The sequence below is a fragment of the Bdellovibrio sp. KM01 genome (assembly GCF_013752535.1).
In the GTDB taxonomy this organism is placed as follows: Bacteria; Bdellovibrionota; Bdellovibrionia; order Bdellovibrionales; family Bdellovibrionaceae; genus Bdellovibrio.
The window spans coordinates 2,580,107-2,592,813 of sequence record NZ_CP058348.1; the positions used below are offsets into that span (position 1 = coordinate 2,580,107).

Annotated in this window: 10 protein-coding genes; 6 read left to right on the plus strand and 4 right to left on the minus strand. The window is 47.4% G+C overall.

Annotated elements, in window-relative coordinates; all coding sequences use genetic code 11:
• Nucleotides 1–106: 106 nt before the first annotated feature.
• Complete coding sequence (locus HW988_RS12515) at nt 107–664, minus strand: transposase (protein ID WP_181604585.1); 558 nt, start codon at nt 662–664, stop codon at nt 107–109.
• Nucleotides 665–1,192: 528 nt separating this feature from the next.
• Here HW988_RS12515 and HW988_RS12520 point away from each other — a divergent pair.
• Both HW988_RS12520 and HW988_RS12525 read left to right on the plus strand, forming a co-directional pair.
• Entirely contained in the window at nt 1,193–2,899 is a 1,707-nt protein-coding gene (locus tag HW988_RS12520; RefSeq protein WP_255490001.1) for a DUF2785 domain-containing protein, read from the plus strand.
• 1 nt (nt 2,900) lies between these two features.
• Entirely contained in the window at nt 2,901–3,410 is a 510-nt protein-coding gene (locus tag HW988_RS12525) for a hypothetical protein (RefSeq protein WP_181604587.1), read from the plus strand.
• On the opposite strand, the gene HW988_RS12530 is transcribed toward HW988_RS12525, so the two are convergent.
• Nucleotides 3,407–4,906: an FAD-dependent oxidoreductase gene (locus tag HW988_RS12530; protein ID WP_255490002.1), complete on the minus strand. Its 1,500-nt coding sequence runs from the start codon at nt 4,904–4,906 to the stop codon at nt 3,407–3,409. The genes HW988_RS12525 and HW988_RS12530 overlap by 4 nt on opposite strands.
• Before the next feature lie 31 nt (nt 4,907–4,937).
• Here HW988_RS12530 and HW988_RS12535 point away from each other — a divergent pair, with 31 nt between their 5' ends.
• The 4 genes from HW988_RS12535 (at nt 4,938) to mgtE (ending at nt 10,684) form a co-directional block, all read left to right on the plus strand.
• Complete coding sequence (locus HW988_RS12535) at nt 4,938–5,564, plus strand: 2OG-Fe(II) oxygenase (RefSeq protein WP_181604589.1); 627 nt, start codon at nt 4,938–4,940, stop codon at nt 5,562–5,564.
• Nucleotides 5,561–7,348 (plus strand): ABC transporter ATP-binding protein, encoded by a 1,788-nt coding sequence (locus HW988_RS12540; protein ID WP_181604590.1) that lies wholly within the window; start codon nt 5,561–5,563, stop codon nt 7,346–7,348. The genes HW988_RS12535 and HW988_RS12540 overlap by 4 nt, the downstream gene beginning before the upstream one ends.
• Nucleotides 7,341–9,218 carry an ABC transporter ATP-binding protein gene (locus HW988_RS12545; RefSeq protein ID WP_255490003.1) on the plus strand — a complete coding sequence of 626 codons (1,878 nt, stop codon included), beginning with the start codon at nt 7,341–7,343 and terminating at the stop codon, nt 9,216–9,218. Before HW988_RS12540 ends, HW988_RS12545 begins: the two co-directional genes overlap by 8 nt.
• Before the next feature lie 128 nt (nt 9,219–9,346).
• The gene (gene mgtE, locus HW988_RS12550; RefSeq protein ID WP_181604591.1) at nt 9,347–10,684 is read left to right on the plus strand and encodes a magnesium transporter; all 1,338 of its coding nucleotides are present in this window, start codon (nt 9,347–9,349) and stop codon (nt 10,682–10,684) included.
• 84 nt (nt 10,685–10,768) lie between these two features.
• Here the strand turns inward: mgtE and HW988_RS12555 are convergent, their stop codons facing one another.
• Nucleotides 10,769–11,668, minus strand: coding sequence for a hypothetical protein (locus tag HW988_RS12555; protein ID WP_181604592.1), 900 nt, complete (start codon nt 11,666–11,668; stop codon nt 10,769–10,771).
• 160 nt (nt 11,669–11,828) lie between these two features.
• Nucleotides 11,829–12,608: an SDR family oxidoreductase gene (locus HW988_RS12560; RefSeq protein WP_181604593.1), complete on the minus strand. Its 780-nt coding sequence runs from the start codon at nt 12,606–12,608 to the stop codon at nt 11,829–11,831.
• Nucleotides 12,609–12,707 lie beyond the last annotated feature (99 nt).

A 12,707-nucleotide genomic window follows, 5' to 3' on the forward strand; every position in this document is an offset into this window, starting at 1 on the left:
CCATATCCGTATCCTGCTCCCCATTCCTATACCATACTCGGCACCCCTTTCGCGATTTGCTTCCGACCAATGTACACGCCCACATATTCCGTGAGAACTTTATCACTCAACTCCAAAGTTCCTGCAGTTGCTCTAAACTGAGCCCTCGCAAACGAGTTTTCGAATAAGGACGACCCAAGGCTTCCATCTCATTCAACTGAACGTAATCCCGAACGATTCGATAAGCCTTATACCCTTTTACGACACGCGAAAATGGACGATACTTCCACACCTTAGCACCTTCATGTTTCCGGCTGAAGGTATCGGTCAACACCTGCGCAAACTGCCCCGCCACCACTCGAAAGAAACTTTGCAACAGAATCCTTTTCCCTCGCACCAGCAAATGCACATGATCGGTTTGAACAGTAAACTGTTCGATTTTCACACCGAACTTCCGCGAATATTTTTTTAATAACGAACCCATAAGGGAAAAATTTCGGGGTTGACGAAGTCCATTTTTAACCACCGTCTTATTAACTTTGAAAACGACGTGCAATGGATCTTTACTTGAAAGGGGTCGCGCGCCCCGCCCTTTCGAAGACTTTCGTAAAACACCCCCATGACAATGACGATGTTTCCAGTGAGTGTTTAGCCCGGAAAACGCCTGTTGTTTTGCTCGCTTCATTGCTACTCCCTTGGTTTTTTTGAGGAGGATCGTGACCGATACCCCCAACAACCCGTTTAGAGTGCAAATCCAAGACGTGCGTGAGTTGAACCGTATCGATTGTCAGCAATAACAAAGTCGAAGACCGGATCTTCTGATTCATCCAACCGGATGTTTTCATTAGGGAGACAGCTTTACAATGATGGATTCAGCGGGGCCAGTCAGAGCCTGTGGCATATCCCCGTGTGAACTCCGCCGGGGGTATCGGTCATTGGGGTATTCACAGACTCATGACCGATACCCCCAAAAGCCTTGGATTACGTGAGACGCAAGAGAGAGTGTGTGTGCGCCTGGGTGTGCTTGACCGATACCCAGATTCGGGATGTTGAGGGCCGACGGTGGCCAGTTCTGGCTTTGTAGCAAATACCTGGAGTGTCAGGAGCGTAGACAATAACCTCCCCGCTGTTTCCTTAGGGACACTCTCTATTCGATCTCAGTTGGACCTCCTCTTGCAGTGGCACAGGCATCTCTTTAGCAATGAGGTTTCCTGTGCTTCGAAAGACTCCTAAATTAATTCTGCCCATAATCCTTGGGCTTTCCGGTCTCCAGGCTCATGCCATGGATGCGGATCCTTACATGACCGAAGAGCATTTGCTGAACAAAGCGGTGCAAGTTCATGTCACCACACGTGGGATGAAATACTTTGATTCGGAACTCGCAAAAATCCTGGGCAACCTGGGCGTGAACATTGACGAAGGGTACTTCCCTGCCTTGTCGTACACTTTCGAAAAACCAATCAATCCGGATGACTTTGCTAAAGACAATCCTGAAGAAGTGAAAATGTATAAACAGGTGCGCGAGCTTTTGACGAAATGGCTTGTGGGCTTTTCACTCAACGATCACCGCCCGACGATCGAAATCGGCGAATCAGGATACATTGCTAAATTCTCGCGTTTCTCTTTGGTGACGGACCAAAAGTTAATGGAAAAACTGGGTAAGCGCGAAGGCGCGATCCTGGCGATTGAACTTGAAATCAAACATCTGACACTGGGAACGAACTCCGTCAAAGTTTGGGATATTAACAACGAATTCCTGGGTAAAGTGGGCGCTGAAGAAGTGAGCCTTTCCGCAGGTGATGCTAAAAACCCACTTAAAGTGCGTTTGCCCTTTTACCTCCGCATGAATGCATACGGCGCGTTGGAGTTTGAAGCTCTGGATGTTGAAAACAATTTGGACTCTATCCCCGTTAGCCTTCAATACAAAAAACTTTTGGTTCCGCAGTTTGCTATTGAGATCAACGGCAAAAAGTTTTTGTTAAATAATAAAGAAATCGACAAGCTTTTCACCGAGCAAGCTCCCGCAATTCTAGAGTCTGTACGTAAGAATTTGGGCGACTTTGCGCGCAACCAGTTGCCCGCAATGCTGAATGAAAAGGCCAAAGAGTTCCTAAAAGGTAATTTGGACCAGGTTCAAAACATGGTGCCCCCGGGTAAAGAACCGAATGACACTCGCCCTGATTTCAAATGGGGTTTGCGCCTACAAAACATTGGCTTGAAAGAGTCTTTGAATATTGAATTGGGCGCTTACGCCGAAGACCCGGTGAATCCCCGCAGCTTGCCTCGCCCTGAGGACAAATCTCGTGGTGCCGTGACTTGGGGACTGATCCCACAAGCAAAGTATGACATCGGTTTGAGCCTGGATCGTGGCCTGATCAACCGTATTTTGCAGTTATCCTTTGAACGCCGTAATTTCGAAAAGATCGCCATGTCAGATGGTTCCACTTTGAGAATGATGGCGTCTCCTTTGATTGACTATGTAAAAGCACCAGTTGCGATGCCAATTAAGGACAGCGAGACCTGGGTTAAATTGCGTGTCGCGGTGGAAAACAAGCCAGACTCCATTTTCCTTAAAGAGAAGATCGTTGTTGAGTTCGATATTATTGCAAAATTGCGCCAAATGGCGGATAAGACCGGCATGCAGCTTGTGCTGTATTCCATCGATCCAGACAGTATGGCGATGGACGATAAGTACTTCTCAATTGCTGGCAAGCTTTTGAAAGGAAAAGTTCGCGACGGTATCAAAGATAAACTTCGCGAACAGTGCGCAGGATGGAAATCAAAAGAGGAAGCAATTCCTGGAGCTTTCCCACTGCCACCGGAAATTTTGGGAATTAAATTAGATATCAATCGCGTACTCATGGACCCTAAAGGTCATTTAGTAATGTATCTGAATTACGCGAATGCAGGAGCGAAGTAATATGAAATCATTTAAACTAGTCATCATCAATGCACTGACTTTGATCGTAGGCTTGGGAATAATGAGCGGATCTTTTTCCACGAAATCTGCTAAAGCAGCAAAGTTGGAATCAGTTCCTTCCATTCAAGTGAACAAGCTTGGAAACTATAAAGGACAATACCTGACAGTACTTTACGCTGTGGGTTCTCGTCCGTTTATTTCCACAGACGCTTCACAATTGAACATCTCTCAAGTCAAAGAATCCCGCACCGTTTATATTACAGGTGATTCCGTGACGTTGCCACAGGTGCAAGTTGAAAAAGAGGGTTTCCGCCCTTCTTACAACATCGTGGTGTTCGTGGTTTCTCCACAGCAGAATTATTCTTGGGTGAATGCCGACGGCTCGTCTCCACAAGGGATGCCAGCGACTAGCAACCGTCTTTCAAACAAGTTTAATGCTGTGAACAAATCTGACGTTGATAGCTTTGTCGCTTCTAAAGGCGAACAAGCCGTGATGCCAGTTAATCTTTAAATAGAGATTGAATTGGCCGCTTGAATTCCCGTCTCAAGGGCACCGTTCAAGGTGCCCGGGAATTTCAAGCTTGTATGCTCTCCTGCAAATTGGAAACGCCCACTGTATTCGGGCTCCCCGGCAGCTCCCCTGAATTTCATGTACTGACCTTTTTTATAAACCGCCATGGAGCCACCAGCCCAAGGACGCTGTTGCCAATTCACCATCTGATGGGACGTTGGAGATTGCGGCAATTCTTTATAGAACAATTCCAGATCAAACACGGCTTCTTGCTCTGCACCGGCTCCCGCACCCGCTCCGGATTTACCGGCGCGCGAATAAGTCATTAAAGCCTTCGTACCTTTTTGTTCGCGACTGCTGTCCCAGAATTTTTGCGACAAGAAATCACCCGTGAAGTTTCCAAGATTCGCGGCCAGACCATTTTTCTTATTCCAGAATGCAGTATTAAAGCCCAACACACCTTTGCTGTGAGTCGCGTATGTCAAATTTGTCAGAGCTTCCTTTTTCGCATCAGAAAAACGCAAAGAATCAATGTTGCTGACTTCGCGCAGTTTTGAAAACGGCAAAGTGCAGATGATGTTACGAGTCTTGTACTGCTCACGCCCATGGGGAGTTTGGAAATTCAATGTAAAGAGACCTTCTTTTTCGGAAATTTCCACCAAAGCGTGATTCATCTTTAAACTGTAGTCGGGAATTACACCCGCAACTCTTGATGCCAAGGTTTGCATCAAGTTCGTCAACCCGCCTTCCATGCGGTACGTGTTTCTGCCGGCAAGCAGGCTGCTGCCCTCAGAATCAATAGTGCTTAGAAAATGCAGCGATGATTGTTCAGAGGCATCCACCCCAAAACGCGAAACCGCCTGGCTTTCGATCAATTCCAAAACCAAAGGATCGACTTCGCCCTTCCAGGAATTCAACAAATCTGCCAAGGAAAGAGTGTCGTAATACGTGGAGCGGTCATATACCAAAGAATTGCGATATGTGAGAATCGCTTCCTGATCTCTGAAGAGATCCGAGCGCACGCGGCGCAGAGGTGCCGCTAAAGTTTTAAACTTAGGTGCGAGGTCTTGCACGCGATAGTTTTTCCCATTAAAGCGAAAATAGTGAGCCTCAAAGCCTTTGCGGGCTTTTAATTCAACAGGATTCAGACTGAATTCTTTAGCAAGCGCGAAAACCGTACGATGAGATTCTTCGAAAAACTCGGCCCCTAGCTCGGCCACTGGTTCTTCGCCTGAAAAAACAGAGACTGTTTGCACACGTCCACCGATACGCGAGGACGCTTCGAATAGGCGAAAGGGAATTTTATTCTTTTTCAGAGTGTGAGCCGCTGCTAAACCAGCAGCACCCGCTCCAAGAATGACGACTTCTCCGTCAAGATTTCGTTTGTCACCCGTAAAAAGTCGATCGAGACCTGCGCAGCCCCCCAAAGCAAGAGAGGTTGAACTCAGTGCAGAAATTTTTAAAAACTCGCGACGACTTAAAGAACTTTTTGCCATCAATCCCTCACCTGCATAGAATGGCAACACTTTGGAACAGAAGCAAATCAATCTCTCAGCATTAAGACAATCCTTCGAGAAATTGGCGGAAAATAACTGGGCTCTCTCGGCAGAGATCTTTGCTCCAGATTTTTGTGCAAAACTCGCCCAAGAGTGTCAAAAGCTTTACTCTGAAGGTGAACTCAAAAAAGCCTCCATTGGTCCCATTGGGAACAAGCTGACAGCTGCTGAAATTCGCGGCGATTTTACCCTGTGGTTGGATGAGGGGAACTCCCCACTCCAACAAGAATTCCTGCAATGCCTTGATGTGATCCGTGAGGAATTGAATCAGTTTTTCTTTATGGGTTTAAAGCGTGTGGAAAGTCATTTTGCTTTTTACCCACCCGAAGCGGGTTACGATAAACATATCGACAATCCGCGGGGGGCAAGTCACCGCAAAATCACTTTCGTGCTGTATCTCAATGAGAACTGGCAAAAAGACCACGGCGGTGAATTGAGCCTATATGATCCTGAGAAGCCTGATGATTTATTGGCTCGCGTAGAGCCCCATTTGGGTCAATTGATATTTTTTCGAAGCGACCTTTTCCCCCACCAAGTGGAAAAGAGCTTCAATCCCCGCCTGAGTCTAACTGGGTGGTTTAGGGACGATGCATTATGAGATCTTTGTTTTCGGAAGTAGTCTTCACCCGCCTTCATGCCCGTTTTATTATTCTGGGCTGTTCCTTATTGGCGGCACTGTTTGGTATCTTGGGACCGTTCTTCCAAAAAGAATTCATCGATCAACTGACGCACACGCCATCAAAGCTTCATCTGTTTCAAGTGAGCTCCCCTTTATGGTTTATCCTGGGAGCTTTCTTGTGCGTGCTTTCCTCCCAAGCTTTCAGTCAACTGACGAATTACTTAAGCTCTAAAGAAGCTTTGTTCATGCAAAGAGTCTTTGCGGAACGTCTGTATTCCAAAACTTTAAATCTGCGAGTCGATACGATGAGCCACCGCCCCGTGGGTGAGATCGTATCCCTGTATGCAACAGACGTTCAAGGTGCGACGGTGTTTTTGGATCAAACGTTGCCGGCGGGGGCATCCACACTGTTTCCGCTGATACTGTCACCCTTTGCGATTTCAATTCTGTTTGATATTCCCCTATGGCCGACGATCTGGGTGATGATTGGGATCACTTGCGTGAATTCCTTTATGGCATTTCGTCAGTCCCGATTTTTTTTCCGCTTTAAGCAATTAGCCGCGGAACGTATTGGTTTGGTAAATGAATGGATTCAAAATATTCGCACGATTCGCATCTTGGGATGGATTCGCCATTTCGAAGACGGCATATTTTCCAAACGTGAAGTGGAAACCCGCAATCGCGTGATGATGGTGACGAATGGTCAGATCATGAATGCCATATCGTCTTCAGTGACTTTCATTTTGAATGTTGTGACGTTGGGTTCATTGGTCCTTTATACCAAACAGACTTTAACCAGCGGCGAGCTTTTGGCGCTGTTGTGGATTGTTGCCATCTTTTTGACTCGTCCGTTCCGTCAGATGCCGTGGTTCTTTACTTTCGCATTTGACTCTTGGACCTCTTTAAAACGCCTGGAGGAATTCTTTTCCACAAAAAATAATCAGACAGATGGTACAGACGTCGAAACCGCAGAACAAGCGGCTCTCGATGAAAAGTACGCTTTGCAGGTTCGTGGTCTGAATCTACGTATTGGCAGCCGCCATATTCTTAAAAATATGACTTTTGATATCAAAGAGGGCGAATTCGTTGCCGTCGTGGGTGAAGTCGGCTCTGGCAAGTCGATGTTACTTTTGTCTTTGCTACGTGAAACCGGAGCCCGCTTCCAAAGCTACCGCATTGGAGCGATGGATGCCCTTAAAGAGAAAAACAATTCCGTGCGCAGTAACTTTGCTTACGTTCCGCAAGAGGGCTTTATCATGAGCGCCACTTTGCGTGAAAACGTGGCCTTCCTTTACGATATCGATCCCGAGCGTGACTCCTTGGTCGAAGAGTCTTTGAAGCTTGCTCAGTTTGAACTGAACACCGAGCGCGTGGAAAAGGGACTTAGCACCGAAATCGGTGAACGTGGTGTGAACCTGTCTGGTGGTCAACGCCAACGCGTAAGTTTAGCGCGCGTTCACTATCACGATGCGCCGATTTTACTTTTGGATGACTGCTTAAGTGCTGTCGATGTCGACACAGAACAAAAGCTATTCGATACACTTTTGATGGGCGCGTGGGAAAATCGCACGCGCATCCTGGTCACTCACCGCCTGTCCGCTTTGAACCGTGTGGATCGTATCTTGTTCTTGGAAGAGGGTCGAATTATTGACCAAGGTACTTTCGAGGAGCTTTTAGCTCATAATGAAAAGTTCAGAGAGTACACAACATCGGTTGCTAAAGAAGCTGCCGGCCCAAAAGAGGGTGAGGTGACCCGTGGCTAAAAGCAACCAGCGGACTCAAGTGATCAAACCAAAATATCTGTCCGATGGCGAAGTTCGCAAAGAAGGTGGTTATAACAAAACCATTTATGAAACTTTGCTTTTTGCCTACAAGCCCTTTCTGGTTCGCATCACAGCATGTATCGCCTTGGGTATCCTGGGTCGCGGTTTGTTACTGGCAAACACCAATGTCATTGGATATTGGGTGGATAGCCTGGTTGGCAAACACTCCCCGCTGGATACTTTTTCTTCAGTGCAAATCATCACCCTGCTTTTTGTGATGGCCCTCTGTGGCTTTTTTATGACTTTAGTCTTCCGCGTGGGATTTTCTCGTCTGTCAGCAAAAGCTATTTCAAGCTTTTACGATGAAGTCACTTTACGCACTTCGCGTTTGCCGATGGGATTTTTTGATAGTACTCCTGCCGGCCGAATCATCACACGCTTTTCCAGTGACTATGGCAACGTGTTTCGCCTGTTCGGCGGCCCCCTGGCGGAGTTCCTAAGCATCATCTTTGATTTGATCATGATGACCATCCTGATCACTGTCGCAAACCCGGTGTTTCTGGTTCTGGTGGCCTTTATCGGTGTTTTGAATTTCTTTGTTTATAAACTAAATCAGGAAAGACTGCGCAAAGCCCGCCGTGAACTTTCGGCGAGCCGCTCCCCTAGCATTGCACACTTTGCAGAGACAACTCAAGGAGCCAGCACCATTCGCTCCTTCCGTCGTCAAGAGTCCTTTAGCGAAAGGTTTGAAAGCTTAGATCGCTATTTCCTAAGCCAAAAACTTTTCACGACCAAACAACTGATCAGCTTCTCGTTCCAAATGAACAGCATGACAGCCGTTTTGCTTTTGATCACCGGTGTTTCCTCCTATTTCATGATTGAAAAGGGCTGGGCAAGTGTCGGTTCCGTCGGGGTCGCTTTCACCTTTATATCTTTGTCAGGGAATACTGTGCAGATGTTCTTTGAGTGGTTGACTCAATTCGAAGAGGCCATGATTGGTGTGGAGCGCTTGGATCAATACATGCGCATGGACATTGAAAAAGGCAATCGCCTGCCATCGACTGCGAAATTTGCGACGGGTCACCCCGTTTATGCTCCAGAAACTGAAAAGTACCTTGCGCACCGTCGCCTGACGGATGATCGCAGCGCTTCGGTGGAAGTTAAAAACCTTTCCTTCCGGTACCGCGAGGATCTCCCTTGGGTTCTAAAAAATTTGAATTTTGAGGTGAAGGCCGGAGAGCGTTTAGGAATCGTTGGCCGCACAGGCTCTGGGAAATCCAGTTTGATCCAAGCTCTTTTCCATTTGTACCCGATTGATCAGGGCCAAATTACCATCAACCACCATGCTCCAAAAATCAAAGACACGGATCAGGGAATGGATTTGAATTTGTACCGCCAATCCATGGCTTTTATTTCCCAGGAACCGATTTTGTTCCAAGGAACGTTGCGCTTTAACCTAGATATCGAAGGCAATCACAAGGATGATGCCCTGTTTGAAGTCCTACAAAAAGTGGGTTTACTGGAATGGGTCCAGGGTCAGGTCCAGGGTCTTGAGATGAGAATTGAAGAGCGCGGCAAAAGCCTATCCTTGGGTGAACGCCAGCTTTTATGTATGGCTCGCTGCCTTTTACAGCAATCCCCGATTGTGATTATGGATGAGGCAACCAGCTCTGTGGATCCGCAATCTGAAGAGATCCTGGTCCGTGCGACTGAAGAGTTTTTTGCTGACCGTACACAGATCATCATCGCTCACCGTTTATCGACCCTGGCAAAGTGCGATCGGATTTTATGGTTACAGAATGGTGAAATTGTCGAGATGGGACCGACGGAGGAGATTTTGCCTCGGTTTAAAAAAACGGAATTGGTATAAATAATTCTTCCTCCCCCTCAATTTAAAGTTTGCCGCGTCCGATTAAAAGAGGTACTCCTCGAGACACGACAAATAAACTACTCCGACAAAGTCGGAGTGCAGACCTTCTGAACGACGATGAGGTGGGCATGGACAACAACCAAACCCTCGACGAAACACTAGACGAAAACTCCGTGATCAGTCTGACGGATCAGTGGTCTTCATTGACCCCTGATGAGCGTCGTGAAAAGTTCAAAGAGCTGCCCCGTACCGATGCCGAGGAGCTTTTCCTCAATCTACCGACCCATGACCAGGCCGAACTTATTTCTGAAGCGTCTCACCTTGAGAAGCGCTCTTGGGTGCGCCTGCTTGCACCCGATGACGTGGCCGATTTAATTCAGGAAATGGGTCCTGATCACAAAGACGATTTATTGTCGTTGCTAGATCCTCAAACGAAACGCGAAGTGATTGCCCTGCTGGCTTATGCCGAGGACGCAGCCGGGGGCTTGATGAGCACTCGCTTTGTGCGTCTGCGTGCCGAAATGACCGTTGACGAAGCCATCAGCTATTTGCGTATTCAAGCCAAAACCCACGTAGAGTCGATCTATTACGCTTATGTTTTGGATTCGGAACAGCATTTGGCGGGAGTCATCTCTTTCCGTGAGATTTTCTCTGCGGCAGCTGGTACGAGAATTTCCGAAATCATGCAAACCGAAGTTCTGAAGGTTCCACCTGATATGGACCAAGAGGAAATCGGGCGTATCTTTTCGCAACATGATTTGATGGCCCTCCCCGTTGTTGATGAACACAACGTGATGAAGGGTATTGTTACGTTCGACGACGTGGCGACAGCCGTCCAAGAAGAAACCACAGAGGACATCCACAAACTGGGTGGTGTGGAATCCTTGGATGCTCCGTATATGAAAATCTCCATGTTCGACATGATTAAAAAACGTGCGGGCTGGTTGTTGGTTCTTTTCTTGGGTGAGATGTTCACCGCAACCGCGATGGGTTATTTCCAAACGGAAATCGAGCGTGCCGTTGTCTTGGCTCTTTTCATTCCATTGATTATTAGCTCTGGTGGTAACTCGGGCTCTCAAGCCTCGACATTGATCATTCGTGCGATGGCCTTGGGTGAGGTTCGTATCCGTGACTGGTGGCGCGTTCTGGGCCGCGAGTTGATGGCGGGCCTGGCTCTGGGTGTGACACTGGGATTGGTCGGCCTTTGCCGTATCCTGATCTGGCCTACCCGGGAAGCCTTGTATGGTCCGCACTATGTGCTGGTGGCCGTGACGGTGATGCTGAGCTTGATTGGTATTGTTTTGTGGGGAACGATCTCTGGATCGATGCTTCCATTCTTACTTAAAAAGATTGGCTTTGACCCGGCATCCGCTTCCGCTCCTGCCGTTGCCACGCTGGTGGACGTTACGGGCCTGATTATTTACTTCTCGGTGGCTTCTGTTGTGTTGCACGGAGTGCTTCTGTAAAGATCAAACTTCTTAATAACAACTCAAAAGAAAAAGGCGTCTTGGAAACAAGACGCCTTTTTTATTTTAAATTTATAGATGTATTTACTCTTTATCCGCGTCTGCGTCAGAGTTACTCTCAGCAGAAGCTTGAGCGCTCACTTTCATTTGAGCTTCTTCATTCTTGTCATGGATACGTTGCAATTTTTCAGCAGAAGTATCTTTTGATTTTGCGGCGTCTTCCACCGCAGAGATCACGTTACCACCTTGGCTTGTTAGCATTAAAGTGCCATCGCCAGTTACGTCTTTGATCACATTCACATTAAGAACTGGAGCGTCTACAACTTCACCCGCTGCATCTGCACCCATTGTACCGATACGGTTTTGACCTTTTAGAACCAGGCTGTTGGCAGCAACGTCCACGGCGCCAGCAGCTACCATGTTCACAAGATTCACGCTGTCCAAGATAAGTTTATCAGCTTTAATTGCAAGACTGATCGTTCTAAGCCCTACATTACCGCAGATGAAAACAACTTTCGCCGTCATTCTTACTGAAGTGGCGTCTTTAACGTCGCCTAATTCTTTTGCGGTTAAACCGTTCGTATAAGTTTTATCGATTTGGTCTTCAGAACAACCGACATTTAAGTATGAAGATTCTTTCGCAGCGATCTCAACATCTGAATCCAATTGATTTTGACCAAGGCTGTCTTGTGGTTTCGCTGTGACTTCAGCAACTTTGCCGTCCAAAGCCTTACCACCCAGCAAATTCAAAGAGATACCTGATTTAAGAGTCTTCCCGCCTTTTTCAGCGTCGTCCACGACAAGGACACCCATGATATTGACTTTACCGGGTTGACCACCTGGAAGAACTTTTGACGAAACTTCGCCAGTCGGTGCGCCATCGTTGTTCGCATGCAGAGCCACTTTACTCGCTTTATCATCTTTAACCGCACAAGCAGCAAGACACATCAAAACAGCAGTTGCCAAAAGTTTAGAAATCTTCATGAGTGGCCTCCTTAACAAGGCGAAATAATACTTCCACCCCTTATTCAGCAAGATCCAATCCAGCGAACTCAGCGACTCAACTGGAACTGTTTTGATTTGAGAAAAAAAGACGCCCCTCAAACGTCACCGGTGACATTTATGGGCGCCCCAATTTGAGGACCTACAAAGAAGGCGTTCGGCCGCCATCGATCGGTAAATTGATACCATTAATATAAGAGGCCGCCGGGCTGACTAAAAAGGCAATGCCTTCTGCCGCTTCCAGTGGGTCACCGATTCGGCCCGCAGGAATAGTCTTAATCCACTGCTCTTCGATCTCATCAACGGAGTTTCCTGATTTCTGAGCCGCCGCCCCCATCAATGATTCAATCCGCCCCGTGCGAATATAGCCCGGAAGCATATTGTTGACCGTGATACCGTAGGGCCCGAGCTCTCCCGCCAAAGTTTTTGACCAATTCGCCATAGCCCCGCGAATGGTGTTGGAAACTCCCAAACCTGGGATGGGATTTTTGACGGAGGTGGAGATGATATTCACGATTCTTCCGTATTTAGAAGAACGCATTGCCGGCACCACCGTCTGCACCATTAAGTGCGCGGCTTTAAGATGGGCCCTGATCGGCGCTTCAAATTCTTCGATGGAGGCTTCCAGAAGCGGACCGCCCTTAGGGCCGCCTGAATTGTTAATCAGAATCTGCACATTTTCTTTCGCTATTTCGGGAAGGATCTTTTTAAGGGCTTCGGTATCGGCAAGATCAAGCACATAGTATTTGTGCCCGGTCCCACCCTTTAGTGATTTCATCAGATCTTTTAATTTATCTTCATTTCTTGCCAAGGCGATGACTCGAGCTCCGCGCTCTGCCAGAAGTTTGGCAGTGGCTTCGCCAACTCCCTGTGAAGCTCCGCAAACGACCGCTGTTTTTCCCTGAAGATCCCATGAACTCATAAACGCCTCCGTGACGGAAACATTTCATCAAGGATTCAAGTTCTCGGCAAAACAAAAAAGGACTCTTATGCAAGAGTCCTTTTTTTTCCTGTTCTACAC

Coding starts and splice junctions, on each gene's coding strand:
- HW988_RS12515 (WP_181604585.1), bottom strand. CDS start 664: ATGAAGCGAGCAAAACAACAGGCGTTTTCCGGGCTAAACACTCACTGG.
- HW988_RS12525 (WP_181604587.1), top strand. CDS start 2,901: ATGAAATCATTTAAACTAGTCATCATCAATGCACTGACTTTGATCGTA.
- HW988_RS12530 (WP_255490002.1), bottom strand. CDS start 4,906: ATGGCAAAAAGTTCTTTAAGTCGTCGCGAGTTTTTAAAAATTTCTGCA.
- HW988_RS12540 (WP_181604590.1), top strand. CDS start 5,561: ATGAGATCTTTGTTTTCGGAAGTAGTCTTCACCCGCCTTCATGCCCGT.
- mgtE (WP_181604591.1), top strand. CDS start 9,347: ATGGACAACAACCAAACCCTCGACGAAACACTAGACGAAAACTCCGTG.
- HW988_RS12555 (WP_181604592.1), bottom strand. CDS start 11,668: ATGAAGATTTCTAAACTTTTGGCAACTGCTGTTTTGATGTGTCTTGCT.
- HW988_RS12560 (WP_181604593.1), bottom strand. CDS start 12,608: ATGAGTTCATGGGATCTTCAGGGAAAAACAGCGGTCGTTTGCGGAGCT.